Consider the following 19,032-nt stretch of genomic DNA (forward strand, 5'->3'; position numbering starts at 1 on the left):
CCAGCAAAGCCAGCTATTTGACGCTTGAACGGGATGCGCCGGCCATTCAGACGACCGGCGCTCAAGTGGTCAGAACTTCGGCGGCGTCATGTCCAGCGCCGGCGCGTCGAACGGCTGAATGTTCAGCTCGATGGTGGAGGGATCGATCCCTGTACCGGCATCGATCCAATAGGTGACCGATTCCGGCCACAGGATCACCACCACCACCAGGATGAGCTGCATAAGCAGCCACGGAAGCGCACCCCAATAGATCTGCGAGGTACGGATCGAAGGCGGAGCGATGCCGCGCAGATAGAACAGCGCGAAGCCGAAGGGGGGGTGCATGAACGCCGTCTGCATGTTCACGCAGAGCAGGACGCCGAACCAGATCAGGTTGATATCCAGCTTGACCGCCACTGGCACCAGCAACGGGATGATGATGAACGCGATCTCGAAGAAATCGAGAAAGAATGCGATGAAGAACACAAATATGTTCACGAAGATCAGGAAGCCGACACGGCCGCCCGGCAGCTGCGAGAGCAGATGTTCGATCCAGCGCGAACCGTCCATGCCCTGGAACACCAGACTGAATACGGTGGCACCGATCAATATGAAGACCACCATGGCGGTGAGCCGCATGGTGGATGCCATCGCCTGACGGATAAGGTTCCAGCTGAGGCGCCGGTGCAGGGCGGCGAGCACGATGGCGCCGACCGCGCCCATAGCGCCGGCTTCGGTGGGAGTGGCAAGCCCCAGCGCCAGCGTGCCCAGCACCAGCGCGATCAGCACGATGGAGGGGATCATGCCCCACAGCACCTGCTTGATCAGCGGCCATCCGCCCTCCCCGATCGCCTCGGGCGGCAGCGGCGGCATGTGCTGCGGCTTGATGAACGACAGCACGAACACATAGGCGAGGAACAGCAGGACCTGCAGGATCGAGGGCCCGATGGCGCCGAGATACATGTCCCCGACCGGCTTGCCGAGCTGCTCGGCAAGCACGATGAGCACCAGCGAAGGCGGGATCAGCTGCGTGATGGTGCCGGAAGCGGCAATGACGCCGGTGGCGAGCTTCTGATCGTAGCCGTAGCGCATCATCACCGGCAGCGAGATCACGCCCATGGCGATGACGGAGGCCGCGACGGTGCCGGTGATGGCGCCGAGAATGGCACCGACGATGATCACCGCATAAGCGAGACCACCGGGGACTCGGCCGAACAGTTTTCCGGTGCCTTCGAGCAGGTCCTCGGCCAGGCCGCAGCGCTCGAGGATCGCACCCATGAAGGTGAAGAACGGGATCGCCAGCAACAGGTCGTTGGAGATGATGCCGTAGAAGCGCAGCGGCAACGCCTGCAGGAAACTCGAGTGGAAGTGGTCGGTCAGGATACCGAGCGAGCCGAAGAAAAGGCCGACCGCGACCAGCGAGAAGGCGACGGGAAAGCCGGCCAGCATGAAACAGATCATGCCGCCGAACATCAGCGGGGGCATCACGCCATGGGAGAACATGTCGGGCTCACTCGTGATGAGGAAGGAGAGAGGCGGCGGGCAGACGCGGCAGGTACCGCATCACTGCAGCGGCTTCTCGTAGTGGGTCTCGACGGCGATATCGCCGTGCAGCGCCGCGATGCGCTTGATCAGCTCCGACACGCCCTGGAGCGTGAGCAGAAAGAAGCCGAGCGGCAACAGCAACTTGGCCGGCCACAGGATCAGGCCGCCGGCATTCTGCGAAACCTCATCGGAGACATAGGCCTGCCAGAAGAAGGGGAAGCTGAGCCAGGTGAGATAGAGGCCGGCCGGAATCAGGATGACGATGAATCCGATGGAGTCGACCCACAGCCGCCCGCGATCAGATAGCATCATATAAACGAGATCGACCCGGACGTGCTCGTTTCTCTTCAATGTGTAGGACGCGCCGAGCAGCACCACGGCCCCGAACAGATACCACTGGATCTCCAGGAGGCCGTTGGTGCTGTAGCTGAAAAGGTAGCGCACAGTCGCATTGCCGGCGCTGATCAGGCAGGCAAAGAGCACGCAGTAATCTGCGACACGGCCAAACCGCTCATTGACCCAGTCGATCACGCGACTGCAGGCGAGAAGCCCACTCATTGCAACGTTTCCCCTCTTACTCGGCGTCGTTTCTGGTTGTTACGTTGCTTCCGCCGTTTTTAGCCAGGCACGCAAGCTAGACGATCGTCTCAGGCAGGCGCCTGCGCGGCTTTCCCTGCATCGGCGAGAATGCAACCACCCGCTCATTAACGGCAGGCGTTCTTGCAGAAAGACCGAACGGCTGGGGAAAGCAAGCAGCTTCGTGGCACACAGCTTCAAACTGCAGACACCGTAACGTAAGCGCCACGCTTGAAACGGAGCGGCAGCGTCACCTGCGCACGGCCTTATCCGTCGATGTCGGCCTGACGCGATTGAGACGGGTCATACGGATGGAAAACGCCGACGTCCCTGCTGCACATCTCATCAGGCCACGCTCCTTACGACCATCTGCCATCAGGATATCGGAGAATTCATGGCTGAGGGGGTCTTGGCGGCGTCTGTCGAAGCAGCCGCCGCCAAGCGGCGAGACCGCGTTCGATGTCGGTCAGGCGACAAAATTCGTCGACGCCGTGCATGTTTTCATCCGGCAGGGCGAAGCCGAACAGGATGGTGCCGACACCGAGCGCCGACGCCATGGCGCCCGGCATCGGAATACTGCCGCCGGAATAGCTGGTGCGCGGCGGCCGGCCGTCCACGCGGGCGAGGATCGTCGCGGCGAGCTCTTGGAACGGGTCCTCGCGCGCGATGCGGTAGGGACGCGAACTGCCCGGCAGCACGGCGATGCGGCGGCCGAACCGCAGGGGGATAATGCGTTCAAGGAACTCCCCGACCAGCGCGGCGACGGCGTCTGGACGCTGGCCGGGCACCAGCCGGCAGGAGAGGCGGGCACTAGCCGAGGAGGGCACGATGGTGCGCAGGCCCATCGCATAGTGGCCGGCCTCCAGAGCGTGGATCTCGATGGTCGGGTGCAGGCCAGTCACCTCGTCTATGGCAAGGTCGGGCGCGATGGCCTCGTCCGTCAGGCCGGCGCGGGCGAGCCAGGCGGCGCGGTCGACGGGCTGCTCGCGCAGCACCTGCCGCTCGGCCTCGCCCGGCAGGACAGCGTCGTCGAAGAAGCCGGGCACCGCGATGCGGCCCTCCTCGTCATGGAGATGCGACAGTGCGCGGGCCAGCGCCTGCACCGGATTGGGCACCGCGCCACCGAAGGTACCTGAATGCAGGTCTCGCGACGGGCCGGTAACGGCGACTTCCAGCCCGCAAAAACCGCGCAGGCCGAGGCGTAGATCGCCCTGATCGGGGCTGTACTGCCAACCATCAGTGCTGAACACCGCGTCACAGCGCAGCAGCTCGCGGTAGCGCACCAGCGCCGCGTCGAGATGGGGGCTGAAAATCTCCTCCTCGCCCTCGTAGAAGAATTTGAGATTCCAAGGCAGGGCGGCGGGGTCGATCTCCTCCAGCGCGAAGACCGGCAGGAGGAGGTTCATCTTCTGGTCGGCGGCACCGCGCGCATATACCCGTCCATCGCGCAGATCGGGCCGGAACGGATCAGCGGTCCAGCCATCGGCCTTGTCCGCCGGCTGGACATCATAATGACCGTAGACGAGCAAGGTGGGGCGCTCCGGCCGAAGCTCGGTCTGCGCATAGACATAAGCGGGACCGGGGAGGTCCGTGAGGCATCCTGCATGCAGGCCGGCGCGCTCCAGCCGCTGCCGTAGCCATTCCGCCGCCCGGTCGAGATCGGCACGGCGGTGCTCCCAGGTGGCGACGCCGGGAATTTCCAGCAGCGCCGCGAGGTCGGCGAGGAAGCCCTCGGGGATCGTCCTCATGCCGCCTTGACGGCGACGTCGGCCCCGAGCTGGCGCAGCAGCACCAGGGAATCGCGCACCACCCAGCTCTCGACGATAATGCCGTCCTTCACCTCATAGATGCCGATGCCCGGCACCGTCACCGCCCGCCCAGTGGGGGCGATGCCCATGAACGCGCCCTCATGCGTGCCGGTCATGGTGTAATAGGCGCAAACGCGGCTGCCCTCCGACACCACGATGTCGAGCGTGAAGGCGACATCCGGGAAGGCGTCCTTCAGCGACCGGTAATTGGCCAGGATGCCGTCCGGCCCCTTCAGCGTACCGCGCGCGCCGGCATGGTTGACATAGCCGGGCGCGAACAGCGCGGGGATGGCGGAGGCGTCGCCCTCCTCCCAGACGCGGCGGTAATAATCGAAGATGACCTGTTTGCTCGCGGCGGAGTCGTTGTCGGCGGACATGGCGTCGTTCCTTCTCGTGGCGGCGTTCAGCTGAACAGCCGGCGCTCCATGCGGGTAAGGCATCGTCCGCCCTCCGGCGTGACGACGACGGTCTCGCTGAAGGCCATGCCGCCGGCCCAGGCGTACATGTGGAACACCGAGTTCTCCTCCAGCCGCCAGTCGCTGTCGGCGAGGAAGACGCGGGTGAAGTCGCTGGTGCGCGGGATGAAGACGAGGCCGAGCGTGTAGCCGGTGACGTTGGTGTAACTGTCGCGCAGGCCGGCGGTGAGGATGCCCTCGCGCAGGATACGGTCCACCTCGCGCGCCTGCGCGCCCGGCTTCATGGCGCGGAACTGCTCATCCTGGATGCGGATCATCGCTTCCGCCGTGCGTAACTGCTCGTCGGTGGGGGCGCCGATCGATTTCGGCCGCATGATGCGCGAGGTGTAGCCACGGAAATGCGGCACCATCTCCACATGCAGGATGTCGCCCTCGGCGAGGGTGCGGTGGCCGAGCGCCCCGTGCAGCGCCGCCGAGCGGGGACCGGAAGCCATCAGCACCAGACGGGTGTTGTCGGCGCCACAGCGCAGCGCTTCACGGGTGATGGCGGCGCAGACCTCCCGCTCGTTCACTCCCGCGGCAGCAGCCTCGAAGCCGGCAGCGGTAGCGCGGTCGCAGATTTCGGCCGCGACTTCGAGGCATGCGAGTTCCAGCGGCGACTTCACCTGCCGCATCTCCCACATGACGCCGGAGAAATCGGCGATCCGCGCATCCGGCAGGCGGGCTTCGAGTTCCAGCGCGCGGTTGACGGTCAGGAAATGGCTGTCGCGCTCGATGCCGACGGTGCCGGCACCGTGGCTCTTCGCGATGATGGTCTGCGCGACCACGGCGACCGGGTTATCGCCGTCGCCGATCGCCACGCAGTCGGAGAGCCAGCTGGTTTCGCTGAACACCGGCGCGTCGAGCGCGCGGATCACCGCCACCGGCTCGCCGGCGAGCGGAACGAGCAGCGCCTGATACATGGCGGCGGTCGGCAGATGCCCGCCGAAATAGACCATGTGCTCGAACTGGTCGACGACCAGCAGATCGACCCGCCGCTCGGCCATGATGGCGCGTAGCGCGGCAAGGCGGGAGCGGAATTCGTCGACCGGGAAGCGGGGCGGGAAGATGGGGGCTGGGGTCATCTGCGGCTACTTCTGGATGGCGAGGGAATGTGGGGCCTGGGTGAGGCGGACGGGACCGTCCGGGGTCAGCGCGACGATATCCTCGACGCGCATGCCCCAGCGGCCAGGCAGATAGATGCCCGGCTCGTCCGACATCACCATGCCGATGGCGAGCGGCAGTTCGCTGCCACGCACCAGATAGGGCTCCTCATGCGCGTCAAGGCCGATGCCGTGGCCGACGCGATGGGTGAAGGCCTCGCCATAGCCGGCGGCGGCGAGGACGGCGCGCGCCGCCGCGTCGGGCGCGCTTGCAAGCACGCCGGGGCGTATGGCCTGGAAGGCGGCCTCCTGCGCGTCGAGCAGGACGGCATAGGCGGCGAGATAGTCCGGCTCCGGCGCGCCGGCGGTGGCGATGCGGCAAATGTCGGCGCACCAGCCCTCAAACACGCCGGCGAAATCGAACACCACAGGATCGCCCTTCTGGATCACATAGTCCGAGCCGTGATGCAGCGCCGAGGCGCCGTTGACGCCGGCGCCGACGTCGATCCAGGCGGTGGAGGAGAAGCCGTGCTGCTGCATCAGCGCGGCGATAGCGGCGCGCAGTTCGAGCTCGGTTCGGCCGGTCAGTACCGGATAGTCGTCGAGGAAGCGGACCCATACCGCGTCGAGCCGGTGCGCGGCGCGGGCGAGGGCGTCGATCTCGGCCGGGGTCTTGATCGCCCGCATCAGGTCGAGCGCCGCCGCGCTGCCGAAGGCGATCTCCGGCGCATGGCGTTGCAGGCGCAGCAGGAAGCCGGCCCAGAACTCGCGATTGACGCCGACGGTGCGGCAACCTTGCTCGCGCAGGATCCTGCATGCAATGAGGGTGGGGTCCTCATGCTCGTCCCAGACGGCGCAGGCGAACGGCAGGTGCTCATAGAGCGGAGCCTGCAGGCGCGGGACGATGATGGTGGCACCCTGCGCCGTCAGCAGGAGCGCGACCAGGCGTTCCGTGAGATTCGCATCGCGGCCAATGAGTTGGCGAAAGCTGGCGCTCGGCCCGACGATCACTGCATCGAGATTTTCCTCCTGCATGAGGCGGCGCAGCCGGGCGAAGCCGGGCGGTGGTGAAAACGGTTCGGCGGAATCACGGAGCATGGGCATATCCATTATCTGCATGCAGTGATATTAAGGCGCCGCGCTTCATGGAAGGCAAGACGATCCGAACAAAATTATGCGAATGGCAAGACTGAACTCATAATATGCAGTGATTGCTGAAATTTTGTGAGATTTTGCGATTCCAGCCTAAAGCTTATTCATTGATGTGATGACGCTCAGGTTTCGTCATTTCCCGGTTGACGTTCTGCATGCAGCATGCATGAAATTCGCTCCATCTTGTGCCGCGAGGCACCCAGGGAATGACAGTGATGTGGACCAATCTGACGAGCGAGCAGCAGCGGTGGCTGGACGTCGCCAATGCGGTGGCGGCCAGGATAAAGCTGGCGGACAAGGGCTTCGACAAGGCCGCGCGGTTCACCGACGCGAATATCGCCCTGCTGCGCGAGGCCGGCCTGCTCAAGCTGGCGGTGCCGAAGGCCTATGGCGGCGAGGCGCCGGAGGCGGGCAACGCGCATCTCGGCTGCTACGTCGTCACCGAGGCGATTGCCCGGGCCTGCTCGACCACCGGCTGGAACCTGATCATCCATTATCACCAGTGCGGTGCAGTGGCGCGGCTCGGCAATGAGGAGCAGAAGCGGCGCATCCTCGGCGACGTGGCACAGAACGGCGTACTGATGGGTTCGCTCGGCAGCGAGGTGAACCATCAGGAGAGCGTCGCCAGCAAGGACACCAAGACCAAGCTGTTCTTCCATGCCGGCATGCAGCCGGTGGAAGGTGGCTTCCTCGCCAATGCTTCGAAGCATTTCTGCTCCAACGGGCCGGTGGCGAAGTACCTGCTCTACTGGTCGATCGCGCCGGGGGCGCAGACCAGCCGCGATGGCCTGACGCTGTCGATCGTCGAGGCCGGCAGCGAAGGGCTCGCCTTCAACGAGAACGGCTGGGACCGCGTCATCGGCCTGCGCGGCACGGTGAGCTGGAGCGCCACGCTCGCCAACGTGTTCATCCCGTGGAAGAACGTGCTCGGCGAGCCGGCCGACTTCATCACCAAGGACCCCTATACGCTGGAGCTCTCGCAGGCGTTCCACCTGATCGGTTGTGCGCGTGGTGCTTTCGACTGCGTACTCGACACGCTGCGCAAGCGCCCCTTCCTCCGCAATGAGGAGGGGCTGATGGTCGAGGTCGGCCATATGGCGGCCTCGATCCAGTCGGCGGCCGGTTCGGCCATGCTGGCGACGCGACTGTGGGAGGCGGAGAACTGGGGCGATGCGGCGCTCGCCTCGCTCAGCGCCCATCACACGGCGCGTGAGGTTGCGCTCAACGTCGCCACCAAGGCGTTCGACATCATCGGCACCCGTGCGCTGCTCGACACCATGCCGCTGGAGATGATCTGGCGCGACATCCGCGCCGCCTCGCTGCACACCCGTGACAGCCAGCTCGTCCGCCTTGTTGCCGACGCCACCGTCGACGGGCATTACGCGCCGAAGCAGAAATATGGCGATGCCGGCGCCGCCCGCAGTTGGGCCGAGCTCGGCCTCGTCCCGGACATGAAGGCACCGGGCTCCCGGGCGGAGGCCGTCTGACGGATGGCGAACCCGACCGACAGCTCGCAGCCGCGCGTGCAGGGGGCCTCACTGGTGCTGGAGGCCCTGCGCAAGGATTTCGGCCAGGCGCCCGCCGTGCGCAGCATCGATCTCGACCTGAAGCCCGGACGCTTCCTTACCCTTCTGGGCGCCTCCGGCTCGGGCAAGACCACAACGCTGATGATGATCGCCGGCTTCATCGAGCCGACCAGCGGGGCGATCCGCATCAACGGCCGCGACGTCACCACCTTGCCGGCGCACAAGCGCGACATCGGCATGGTGTTCCAGAACTATGCCCTGTTCCCGCATCTGACGGTGCTCGACAATGTCGGCTTCGCGCTGAAGATGCGCGGCGTCGGCCGTGCCGAGACGCGCGAGCGCTCGGCCGGGTTCCTGCGGATGGTCGGGCTCGGCGACTTCCTCGAGCGCTATCCGCACCAGCTCTCGGGCGGCCAGCAGCAGCGCGTAGCGCTCGCCCGCGCGCTGGTGTTCAGCCCGTCGCTGGTGCTGATGGACGAGCCGCTCGGCGCGCTGGACCGCCGTCTGCGCCTGCAGATGCAGGAGGAGATCAAGCGCATCCAGACCGATCTCGGCCTCACTGTCGTCTATGTCACCCATGACCAGGAAGAAGCCCTGACCATGTCGGACGACATCGCGGTGATGGAGGACGGCCGCATCGCCAGCCATTCCTCGCCGCAGGAGACCTATGAGGCGCCCGCCAATCGCTTCACCGCCAATTTCATCGGCGAATCCAACTTCCTGCAAGGCACGGTGGCGACGCAGGCGGGCGAGGAGACCCTGGTCGACATTGCCGGGCGCACCTGCCGCGTCGCCGCCGAGCCGGCGGCCGGCGGCGGCAAGGTGGCCTCGGTGTTCGTGCGGCCGGAGCGGCTGCGCCTCGTCACGGCCGAGGACCGCATCGCCAATGCAATGGCCTGCCGCGTCGTGTCTCAACTCTATCTCGGTGAGAGCATCGTCTACACCGTGGAACTGGCCGACGGCCAGAAACTGAAGATCCGTCGCCCGAACCGGGGCGTCGGGGCCGCGATCCGGACGGACATGCCGCTCTGGGTCGGCTTCGAGCCGCAGAATGCACGGATCCTTCTTGCCTGATGGGAATGGCTGACGGCGATCGAACGTGATCGCCACAATTGGAGCATGCGGATGAGCAGCAGAGACTTTCGCACGAGCATATTGGCCGTCGGCACGGCGCTCGGCCTCGCCTTTTCCGCGGCGGGCGCGGCCGCCGAGGACCTGACGATCCTGTCGCTGGGCGGCAACTACCAGGAGAACCAGAGCAAATACTGGTTCAAGCCCTATGCCGAGGCCAGCGGCGTCACGGTGAAGGAGGCGGCCGGCTACAACTTCGCCAACCTCAAGGTGATGATCCAGTCCGGCAATGTCGAGGCCGACGTCATCGACCTCTCCGCCGACTCGGTCAATGCACTTGCCAAGGACAAGCTCCTGGAGCCGATCGACTGGAAATCGGTGCCGCAGAGCTGCCTCGCCGGCATCCCGCAGGATATGCGCCACCCCTATGCCTTCCCCACCATCCAGTGGGCGATGGTCATGGCGTACAACACCAAGACCTATCCCAACGGGCCGAAGAGCTGGGCGGATTTCTGGGACGTGAAGGCCTTTCCCGGCAAGCGCGGCTCCATCGGCGCCACCCGCCCGCCGGTCGAGCAGGCGGCGATGGCCGAGAACCCGGACATCGCCAAGCTCTACCCCTTCGACATCGACAAGGCCTTCGACAAGATCGCCGCACTCGGCAGCGACATCGTCTTCTCGGACGGCTACGCCAAGGTGGTGCAGTTCCTCGCCGACGGCGAAGTGGACATGATCGTCATCCCCAATGGCCGCATGGTGCCGATGGTGGCCGAGGGCAAGCCGGTCGCCATCAACTGGAACCAGCATCTGCGCTACCCGAACTTCTTCGTCATCCCGAAGGGGGCGCCGCATGCCGAGGCGGCCAAGAAGTTCCTCAATTGGGTGTGTGAGCCCGAGCGCCTCGCCGCGCTGGCCAAGCCGACCAATTACGGCCCGATCAATGTCGATGCCTACAAGTTCATCGACAAGGACGTCGCGCCGCTGCTGCCGGGCAACCCGGCGACTGCCGCCGAGGGTCGGGTCGCGGATGCCGAATGGCTCGGCGCCCACCGCCAGGACATCGCACGCGGCTGGGCCCGCCTCGGGGTGCGCTGACCATGGCCGAGACCATGGCCCATGCCAATGATGCGGCCGCTTCGGCGGCCGCATCGCCCGCGCCCCGGCGGCTGTCGGCGGGGCGCTTCCCGGCCTTCCTCATCCCGGTGCTGGTCTTCTACGCGCTGTTCTTCGGCTATCCGCTGGCGCGGATCTTCTGGCAATCGGTGCATGGCGAGGACGGCTTCACCCTCGTCGGCTTCGAGATGTTTTTCGAGGAGCCGGCCTACTGGATGGTGCTTGCCTATACCGGCGCGCTCGGATTGGTGACGCTGTCGATCACCCTCGTCTGCGGCTATGCCGTCGCCTACTGGCTGGTGACGATGAACCGGAGTTGGGCGGTGATGCTGATGGCCTTCGTGCTCATCCCGTTCTGGAGCAGCGGCCTCGTGCGCACCTATGCGTGGATGGTCATCCTCGGCCGCCAGGGCATCCTCAATTCCGTGCTGCTTGACCTCGGCATCATCGACACGCCATTCGCCTTTATCGGTACGAACACGGCGGTCGTTCTCGCGCTCGCCTATTACCTGATGCCCTACATGATCCTCAGCCTCTACAGCGTGATGAACGGCATCGACCGCAATCTCATGCTGGCGGCGCGCAGCCTCGGGGCGAGCCCGATCCGCGCCTTTCGCGAGGTGTTCCTGCCGCTGACCCGGCCGGGCGTGCTCGCCGGCTGCTACATCGTCTTCATGCTAGGGATCGGCATGTACATCACCCCAGCCATGCTCGGCGGGCCGCAGCAGACCACGCTACCGCTGATGATCGCCATCCAGATCAACGAGGCGATGGACTGGACCTTCGCCGCGGCGCTGTCGGTGATCCTGCTCATGGTGACGGGCGGCATGCAGCTTATGGCCAATCGCTTCCTCGATTTCGAGCGCCTGTGGGGCGGCGCCAAATGAGAACCGACATGACGCGCATCTCCCCCGGACGCCTTGCCCTCGGCGCCTTCTCCTGCGCCATCCTTGCCATCCTGATCGCGCCGATCCTGATCATTTTCCTTGTGTCGTTCACCCCGACCCAGATGCTGGAGTTCCCACCATCGGGCTTCTCGCTGCGCTGGTACGAGGCCTATTTCGGCGACGCGATGTGGATGGCCGCGACGCGGCTGAGCTTCCTTGTTGCCGGGCTCACCGCGATCACCTCGCTGGTGATCGGCTTTGCCATCTCCATTGCGCTGGTGCGCTACCGCTTCCCCGGCAAGACGGCGCTGCGCATGCTGGTGATGAGCCCGCTGATCCTGCCGAAGATCATCATCGCCGTCGGGCTTTACTTCCTCTATGTGCGGCTGCGCATCCTCGGCACCACGGGGGCTCTGGTGATCGCCCACACCATCATCGCCGTGCCCTATGTGGTGATGATCGTCACCGCCTCGCTCTACGGCTTCGACCGACGGCTGGAATGGGCGGCCCGCAGCCTCGGTGCCTCGCCGCTGCGGGCGATCTGGCTGGTCACGCTGCCGAACCTGCGGCCGGCCATTCTGGGCGGCGGGCTGTTCGCCTTCGTCGCCTCCTTCGACGACATCATCCTCAGCCTGTTCCTGACGCGCCTTACCGAGCCGACCCTGCCGCGGCAGATTTGGGTAAATGTGCAGCAGACCATCGATCCCACCATTGCCGCGGTATCGACCTTCATGACAGTGATTTCAGTACTCGGTCTGTGGCTGGTGGCGCTGGCACAGAGGCGATCGAGGCGTTCCGCGTGAGAACGGACCAGGGATCTATGACGGATACGATGAAGATCAATGATGCCGGACCCGAACTCACCGTGGTGGAGCGCGAGCCGGTGGTTCTTCATGTGCATCGGGAGTTGCGCCGGGCGATCCTTCGAGGTTCGATTCCAGCCGGAACCCGCATGATCGAGACCCAGCTGTCGAACCGGCTGGCGGTGAGCCGCACGCCGGTGCGCGAGGCGATATCGCGTCTCGAAAGCGAAGGTCTTGTGCTACGCCAGGTGAATGGCGGCGTCATCGTCGCCGAAGTGGACAAGAAGCTCGGCGAGATACTGGTCATCCGTCAGGCGCTCGAAGGCGCCGCAGTGCGTCTCGCCTGCGCGAATGCCTCGGACCCGGAGCTGTCGCAAATCCTGCGCGGTTGTCGCGAGGCTGCGCGTCAAGGTGCGCCTGACGGCCAGACGCGCTCCGCGCAAGACCGCGCCTTCCACCTGTCCATCGCGCGGGCATCGGGCAGTACGCGGTTGCTGTCCCTCATCGAGGAATTCTATGAATATTCCTTCTCGGCCGTCGGCATCGATCCTACGCCGGAGGAAAGCGCACGCCTGCAGGCAGACCATCTGGAAGTGGCGAGCGCCTTGATTCAACGGGATTCCGAAGATGCCGAGCGCATCATCCGCAAGCATTTCGATGAAGTGCTGCGCATCGCAAATGCCCATATCGAACTCGCGGAGAGAGGTACTCAGCCCTCCCCGCGCTGATCCAACCGGCGAGCGCACTTCTTGAACACCATGCAAGTTCCTGCAATCGCTTGATGAATAGCCACGCCGCTATGGGCGTGTTCCAGCGTGGGCTTCGGGGCCAATCAATACGGCATGCCCGTTGGAAGGCGCGCGATCGTGCCGTCACTGGACGTCCGGTCTGATGCCGGATTAGATCGCTCATCATGCGTCCTGGGCTCATCATTTTCGATTGCGACGGCGTGCTGATCGACAGCGAGGTGCTCAGCGCCCGTGCGCTCATAGACGAACTGGCCCGTCACGGCGTGACCGTCGACATCGGCTTCGTTGCGCGGCACTTTATCGGCCGCGCCTATCCGGTGATCCTCTCGGAGGTGCGCGAGTGCTTCGATATCAGGCTGCCGTCGAGCTTTGAGTCTGATTATCGCGCCCGCCTGATCGCCTCCTTCGAAGGCCGGCTGTCGCCGATGGCCGGCGCTGTCGAGATGCTGGAGGAATTGGACGTTGCCTATTGCGTCGCCACCTCGTCGAGCCCGCCGCGGCTCGCTGCATCGCTGAAGATCGCCGGGCTCGACCGTTTCTTCACCGGCCGTACCTTTACCGCGAGCGAGGTGGAGCGCGGCAAACCGGCTCCCGATCTCTTCCTGCATGCCGCCGGCCGCATGGGGGTCGATCCCGCGGCGTGCGTGGTGGTGGAGGATAGTCTCCCGGGGCTGATGGCGGGGCTGGCTGCCGGCATGCAGGTGTGGCATTTCACCGGCGGTAGTCATCTCGCCCTTATGGACCTTGTCCTGCCGGACGAACTTCATTTTCACCGGAGCTTTGCCAGCTTCACCGAACTAAGGACGGCGTTGCCCGGCCTGTTTCGGGGATCCGCTGCCGCTCCTGCCGATTTGGCCGATCCCGCATGAACCTTCCGATCGAAGTCGGGCCCTCCACCGACGACCAAGCCGCCCGTGCAGCCTGGCTCTATTATGTCGGTGGCCTGACACAGGACCAGATCGCCACCGAGATGGGCGTGTCGCGCCAGCGCGCCCAGCGGCTGGTAAGCCGTGCCGTCGCCGCCGGCCTGATCCATGTACGGCTCAACCACCATCTGGCGAGCTGCCAGGAGCTGGAAACGGCTTTGCGCGAACGCTTCCATCTGGTGCGCTGCCGGGTCATGCCCGGGCTTGGACCCGACCGCGACCCGGTGCGCGCCATAGCCCCCGCCGCGGCGGCGGAGATGGAGCGCGTGCTGCGGGAACCCACGCCCCTGGTCGTCGCTCTCGGCACGGGTCGTGCCATGCGCGGCATGGTAGAGGCGCTTGGCGTGATCGACGCGCCGCAGCATCGGCTCGTCTCGCTGATCGGCAACATCGCGCCGGACGGCTCGGCCTCCTATTTCGACGTCATCATGCGGCTGGCGGAAAAGGTGCATGCGCCGCACTATCCGATGCCGGTGCCGGTGATCTCCGACACCGCCGAAGAGAACCTGACCTTCCAGTCTCTGGGGCCGGTGCGCAAGGTGCGCGAACTCGCCCGCGCCGCCGACGTGACCTTCGTCGGCGTCGGCCAGATGAGCGACGATGCACCACTGCTCACCGACGGCTTCCTCAAGCCGGCGGAACTGAGCGAGGTGCAGAGGGCCGGCGCGGTCGGAGAAGTCGCCGGCCGCATCTTCGATGCTGAAGGTCGCTACCTCGACCTCGCCATCAACCAGCGCCTCGGCGGCATGCACGCGCCGGCGCCGCGTCCCGATCGCCCGGTTATCGGGCTCGCCGCCGGCCCTTCGAAAGTCGCCGCCATCGCCGCGGCGCTGCGCTCGGGGATCCTCAACGGGCTGATTACCGACGAACCGACGGCGCGCAGCGTGCTCGCCACCTGAGGCACCATCACCGCCACGCCGTGATGCCGCCACGGCAAGAGTCACGGCGGCGTGTTGAGGCGACCGTTCCCGGCGCTCGCTGCACGCGCGGCTCTTACATCCTTGTGTTTTCAGGTAATTCCCGCCGCTGGCGAGGAGTGGGCGTGCCCGCGTCTCGCATCCGCAGCATGGTCAGGGGATTGACGTCGCGCCACAGGAGGTGAATGTTTGCCCACAAGGCGATGAATTGCTCAAATCGCCAGGGAGGAAGCCATGACTGTTACCGTCCGCGCCCTCATGGGCGCGTCGTTGCTGCTTGTCGCCACCGGAGCCGCCTCGGCACAGACCACGATCACCGTCGCGACCGTGAACAATGGCGACATGATCCGCATGCAGCGCCTCATGCCGGACTTCAACGCCAAGCACCCCGACATCAAGGTCAACTGGGTGACGCTGGAAGAAAACGTACTGCGCCAGCGCGTTACCACCGACATTGCCTCCAAGGGCGGGCAGTATGACGTGCTGACCATCGGCAATTACGAAGTGCCGATCTGGGCCAAGCAGAACTGGCTCCTGCCGCTCGACAATCTCGGCGCCGACTATGATCAGGCCGACCTGCTGCCGCAGGTGGCGCAAAGCCTCACCGTCAATGGCAAGCTCTATGCGGTGCCGTTCTACGCCGAGAGCTCGATGCTGATGTACCGCGCCGACCTTCTGGAGAAGGCCGGGCTGAAAATGCCGGAAAATCCGGACTGGGACTTCATCACCGAGGCCGCGGCCAAGATGACCGACAAGGCGGCCGGCGTGTACGGCATCTGCCTGCGCGGCAAGGCCGGCTGGGGTGAGAACATGGCGTTCCTCACCTCCATGAACAATTCCATGGGCGGCGCCTGGTTCGACATGAAGTGGAAGCCGCAGTTCGACGGCCCCGAGTGGAAGAAGACGCTCGAAACCTATCTGAAGCTGATGAGCAGCTACGGCCCGCCCGGCGCCTCGTCCAACGGCTTCAACGAAAATCTCGCGCTGTTCCAGACCGGTAAATGCGGCATGTGGATCGACGCCACCGTCGCGGCCTCTTTCCTCTCCGATCCGAAGGAGTCCAAGGTTGCCGACAAGCTAGGGTTCGCACCGGCCCCGACCCGCGCGGGCGGCCAGAACCACGGCAATTGGCTGTGGTCGTGGAACCTCGCCATTCCGGCAAGTTCGGCCAAGGCGGACGCCGCCAAGACCTTCGTCGCCTGGGCGACCTCGCCCGCCTACGCCAAGCTGGTCGCGGAGAAGGAGGGCATCGCCAATGTGCCGCCCGGCACCCGCACCTCGCTCTATCAGAACGAGGCCTATCTGAAGGCAGCGCCCTTCGCGCCGATGACGCTCAAGGCCATCCAGTCGGCCGACACGCAGCATCCCTCCGAGAAGGAAGTGCCCTATACCGGCGGACAGTTCGTGGCGATCCCGGAATTCCAGGCGATCGGCACCTCGGTGGGACAGCAATTCTCCGCCGCGCTCGCCGGCAAGGCGAATGCCGACCAGGCGCTGGCCGCCTCTCAGGCACTGACTTCCCGCGAGATGACCCGCGCGGGCTATCCCAAGTAACGGCCCCGCGTAACGGCGATCCGAGGCGGGCGGCGCACTCCCACGCCACCCGCCACCCTCCCTTGCCTCGCAGCCGCAGCCCCATCGTCGGCGGCGTGCTCAAGCCGGGAATCCGTTCATGGCGACGCAAGCCTCACGCACCGCAAGCCGGCTCATGCTCTCCCCGGCGGTCGTCCTGCTGTTCCTTTGGATGATCGTGCCGCTCGGCATGACGGTCTACTTCTCGTTCCTGCGCTTCAATCTGCTGATGCCGGGAACGGAGGAGTTCACCGGTTTCGAGAACTACCTCTACTTCTTCACCGATCCGGCGTTCTGGCCGGCGCTGGTCAACACGCTGACGCTCGTGCTCGGCGTGCTGGTCATCACCGTACTGGGCGGCGTCGGGCTCGCGGTGCTGCTCGACCAACCGATGTGGGGTCAGGGCATCGTGCGCATCCTGGTCATCGCACCGTTCCTGGTCATGCCAAGCGTCTCGGCGCTGGTGTGGAAGAACATGCTGATGAACCCGGTGAACGGGTTGTTCGCCGCTGCCGCCCGCGGCCTCGGCCTCGAGCCCTTCGACTTCTTCGCCGAGGCGCCGCTCGCCTCGATCATCACGATCGTCGCCTGGCAGTGGCTGCCCTTTGCGACGCTGATCCTGCTCACCGCGCTGCAGAGCCTCGACCGCGAGCAGATGGAGGCAGCCGAGATGGATGGCGCCGGTCCGTTCTGGCGCTTCCTCCACCTCACCGTTCCGCATCTGATGCGAGCGATCACCGTCGTCGTGCTGATCCAGACGATCTTCCTGCTGTCCGTCTTCGCCGAAATCCTGGTGACCACCAATGGCGGACCCGGCACCGCGTCCACCACGCTGACCTTCCTCGTCTACATGCAGTCCATGCTGCAATTCGACGTCGGCCTCGGCTCCGCCGGCGGCATCGTCGCCGTCATCCTCGCCAACATCGTCGCGATCTTCCTGATGCGGATGATCGGCAAGAACCTGGAGACCTGAGATGGCGCGCGAAGTCTCCACCGGCCGCAAGGCCGTCGTCACCGCCATCGCCTGGGGTATCGGGCTGCTCATCTTCTTCCCGATCCTCTGGACGGTGCTGACCTCCTTCAAGACCGAGGGCGAGGCGATCAACCCGCACCCGTCCTTCCTGTTCTTCGACTGGACGCTGGAGAACTACCACACCGTCAATGAGCGCTCCGACTATCTCGGCCATTTCTGGAACTCGGTGGTAATCGCGCTCGGCTCGACGCTGCTCGGCCTGCTCATCGCCATCCCCGCTGCCTGGTCGATGGCCTTCGTGCCGGGCAAAAGGACCAAGGATCTGCTGATGTGGATGCTCTCCACCAAGATGATGCCGGCGGTCGGCGTGCTGGTGCCGATCTATCTCCTCGCCCGCGACACCGGGCTGCTCGACAGCAAGACCGGCCTCGTCATCGTGCTGACGCTGGTCAACCTGCCGATCATCGTCTGGATGCTCTACACCTACTTTAAGGAGATCCCCGGCGAGATCCTCGAAGCCGCGCGCATGGACGGCGCCTCGCTCGGCGCGGAGATCCTCTACGTGCTGACGCCGATGGCGGTACCGGGCATCGCCTCCACCCTGCTGCTCAACGTCATCCTCGCCTGGAACGAGAGCTTCTGGACGCTGAACCTGACCGCCGCCAACTCGGCGCCGCTCACCGCCTTCATCGCCAGCTATTCGAGCCCCGAGGGCCTTTTCTACGCCAAGCTTTCCGCCGCCTCGACCATGGCCATCGCGCCGATCCTGATCCTCGGCTGGTTCAGCCAGAAACAACTCGTGCGCGGCCTCACCTTCGGCGCCGTGAAATAGGAGATATCGATGGGTGAGATCGTCCTTTCACAGGTCAAGAAGTCGTTCGGCGGCATCTCCATCATCCAGGGGATCGACCTCACCATCGAGGATGGCGAGTTCGTTGTGTTCGTCGGCCCGTCCGGCTGCGGCAAGTCCACCCTGCTGCGGCTGATCGCCGGGCTGGAGGACACGAGTTCCGGTACCATCGCCATTGACGGGCGCGACGCGACCCGCCTGCCGCCGGCGCGGCGCGGGCTCGCCATGGTGTTCCAGAGCTACGCGCTCTATCCGCACATGACGGTGGGAAAAAACATCGCCTTCCCGCTGCGCATGGCCGGCATGCCGAAGGAGGAGCAGGAGCGCAAGGTCGAAGCGGCGGCCAAGGTGTTGAACCTCACGCCCTATCTCGACCGACGCCCCAGCCAGCTCTCCGGCGGCCAGCGCCAGCGCGTTGCCATCGGGCGCGCCATCGTGCGCGAGCCCTCGGCCTTCCTGTTCGACGAGCCATTGTCCAATCTCGACGCGGCTCTGCGTGTTTCGATGCGGCAGGAGATTTCCGAGCTGCACCAGTCGCTCAAGACCACAATGGTTTACGTCACCCACGATCAGGTCGAGGCTATGACCATGGCCGACAAGATCGTGGTGCTGAACGCCGGGCGGATCGAACAGGTCGGCTCGCCGCTGGAACTCTACAAGACACCCGCCAATCTGTTCGTCGCTGGCTTCATTGGCTCGCCGAAGATGAACTTCATCGAAGGCGCCGAGGCGGCCAAGCATGCCGCCCATACGCTGGGCGTGCGGCCCGAGCATGTCGACATCGCGGCCGACGGCCCGTGGAAGGGCGTGGTCGGCATCTCCGAGCATCTCGGCTCCGACACCTTCCTCAAGGTTCAGGTCGAGGGCATCGGTCCCCTGACCGTGCGCGCCGGCGGCGAGGTGAGGTTGCGTCACGGCGACCCGGTCAGTTTGGCACCGCAGACCGGCAAATTGCATCGCTTCGACGCAGCCGGAAAAACCATCGCCGCGTGAGCCCTGGGGGGCCCGATCAGCATGACGGGTTGCC

At 65.3% G+C, this 19,032-nt stretch carries 18 protein-coding genes; 12 read left to right on the forward strand and 6 right to left on the reverse strand.

Going from position 1 to position 19,032, the window contains the following annotated elements; all coding sequences use genetic code 11:
* Positions 1–69: 69 nt before the first annotated feature.
* From KHC24_RS13830 to KHC24_RS13855, 6 genes are all read right to left on the reverse strand, one after another.
* Complete coding sequence (locus KHC24_RS13830; RefSeq protein WP_213363850.1) at positions 70–1,482, reverse strand: TRAP transporter large permease; 1,413 nt, start codon at positions 1,480–1,482, stop codon at positions 70–72.
* A gap of 60 nt (positions 1,483–1,542) precedes the next feature.
* Positions 1,543–2,082, reverse strand: a complete 540-nt coding sequence (locus KHC24_RS13835) for a TRAP transporter small permease subunit (RefSeq protein ID WP_213363851.1) — start codon at positions 2,080–2,082, stop codon at positions 1,543–1,545.
* A 410-nt stretch (positions 2,083–2,492) separates the two neighbouring features.
* On the reverse strand, positions 2,493–3,848 hold the full coding sequence (locus KHC24_RS13840) for a M20/M25/M40 family metallo-hydrolase (protein WP_213363852.1): 1,356 nt from the start codon (positions 3,846–3,848) through the stop codon (positions 2,493–2,495).
* Positions 3,845–4,285, reverse strand: a complete 441-nt coding sequence (locus KHC24_RS13845) for an ester cyclase (protein ID WP_213363853.1) — start codon at positions 4,283–4,285, stop codon at positions 3,845–3,847. The genes KHC24_RS13840 and KHC24_RS13845 overlap by 4 nt, the downstream gene beginning before the upstream one ends.
* 26 nt (positions 4,286–4,311) lie before the next feature.
* Positions 4,312–5,448 (reverse strand): M24 family metallopeptidase, encoded by a 1,137-nt coding sequence (locus tag KHC24_RS13850; protein WP_213363854.1) that lies wholly within the window; start codon positions 5,446–5,448, stop codon positions 4,312–4,314.
* A 6-nt stretch (positions 5,449–5,454) separates the two neighbouring features.
* Positions 5,455–6,564: a M24 family metallopeptidase gene (locus tag KHC24_RS13855; RefSeq protein WP_213363855.1), complete on the reverse strand. Its 1,110-nt coding sequence runs from the start codon at positions 6,562–6,564 to the stop codon at positions 5,455–5,457.
* Between the two features lie 269 nt (positions 6,565–6,833).
* Between KHC24_RS13855 and KHC24_RS13860 the strand changes: the two genes are divergently transcribed.
* The 12 genes from KHC24_RS13860 (at position 6,834) to KHC24_RS13915 (ending at position 18,998) form a co-directional block, all read left to right on the forward strand.
* Positions 6,834–8,105 (forward strand): acyl-CoA dehydrogenase family protein, encoded by a 1,272-nt coding sequence (locus KHC24_RS13860; protein WP_213363856.1) that lies wholly within the window; start codon positions 6,834–6,836, stop codon positions 8,103–8,105.
* A gap of 3 nt (positions 8,106–8,108) precedes the next feature.
* Positions 8,109–9,218, forward strand: coding sequence for an ABC transporter ATP-binding protein (locus KHC24_RS13865; RefSeq protein ID WP_213363857.1), 1,110 nt, complete (start codon positions 8,109–8,111; stop codon positions 9,216–9,218).
* Positions 9,219–9,269: 51 nt separating this feature from the next.
* Entirely contained in the window at positions 9,270–10,310 is a 1,041-nt protein-coding gene (locus KHC24_RS13870) for an ABC transporter substrate-binding protein (RefSeq protein WP_213363858.1), read from the forward strand.
* 2 nt (positions 10,311–10,312) lie between these two features.
* Positions 10,313–11,215: an ABC transporter permease gene (locus KHC24_RS13875; RefSeq protein ID WP_213363859.1), complete on the forward strand. Its 903-nt coding sequence runs from the start codon at positions 10,313–10,315 to the stop codon at positions 11,213–11,215.
* An 8-nt stretch (positions 11,216–11,223) separates the two neighbouring features.
* Entirely contained in the window at positions 11,224–12,018 is a 795-nt protein-coding gene (locus tag KHC24_RS13880; protein ID WP_213363860.1) for an ABC transporter permease, read from the forward strand.
* 29 nt (positions 12,019–12,047) lie between these two features.
* Entirely contained in the window at positions 12,048–12,746 is a 699-nt protein-coding gene (locus KHC24_RS13885; RefSeq protein WP_213363861.1) for a GntR family transcriptional regulator, read from the forward strand.
* Between the two features lie 185 nt (positions 12,747–12,931).
* Entirely contained in the window at positions 12,932–13,636 is a 705-nt protein-coding gene (locus KHC24_RS13890) for an HAD family hydrolase (RefSeq protein ID WP_213363862.1), read from the forward strand.
* Positions 13,633–14,592: a sugar-binding transcriptional regulator gene (locus KHC24_RS13895; RefSeq protein WP_213363863.1), complete on the forward strand. Its 960-nt coding sequence runs from the start codon at positions 13,633–13,635 to the stop codon at positions 14,590–14,592. Before KHC24_RS13890 ends, KHC24_RS13895 begins: the two co-directional genes overlap by 4 nt.
* Positions 14,593–14,844: 252 nt before the next feature.
* Complete coding sequence (locus KHC24_RS13900; protein ID WP_213363864.1) at positions 14,845–16,164, forward strand: ABC transporter substrate-binding protein; 1,320 nt, start codon at positions 14,845–14,847, stop codon at positions 16,162–16,164.
* Positions 16,165–16,282: 118 nt separating this feature from the next.
* Complete coding sequence (locus KHC24_RS13905; RefSeq protein WP_213363865.1) at positions 16,283–17,155, forward strand: carbohydrate ABC transporter permease; 873 nt, start codon at positions 16,283–16,285, stop codon at positions 17,153–17,155.
* 1 nt (position 17,156) lies between these two features.
* The gene (locus KHC24_RS13910; protein WP_213363866.1) at positions 17,157–17,987 is read left to right on the forward strand and encodes a carbohydrate ABC transporter permease; all 831 of its coding nucleotides are present in this window, start codon (positions 17,157–17,159) and stop codon (positions 17,985–17,987) included.
* 9 nt (positions 17,988–17,996) lie between these two features.
* Positions 17,997–18,998, forward strand: a complete 1,002-nt coding sequence (locus tag KHC24_RS13915; RefSeq protein ID WP_213363867.1) for an ABC transporter ATP-binding protein — start codon at positions 17,997–17,999, stop codon at positions 18,996–18,998.
* Positions 18,999–19,032 lie beyond the last annotated feature (34 nt).

This window comes from Ancylobacter defluvii, from assembly GCF_018390605.1.
Lineage (GTDB): Bacteria > Pseudomonadota > Alphaproteobacteria > Rhizobiales > Xanthobacteraceae > Ancylobacter > Ancylobacter defluvii.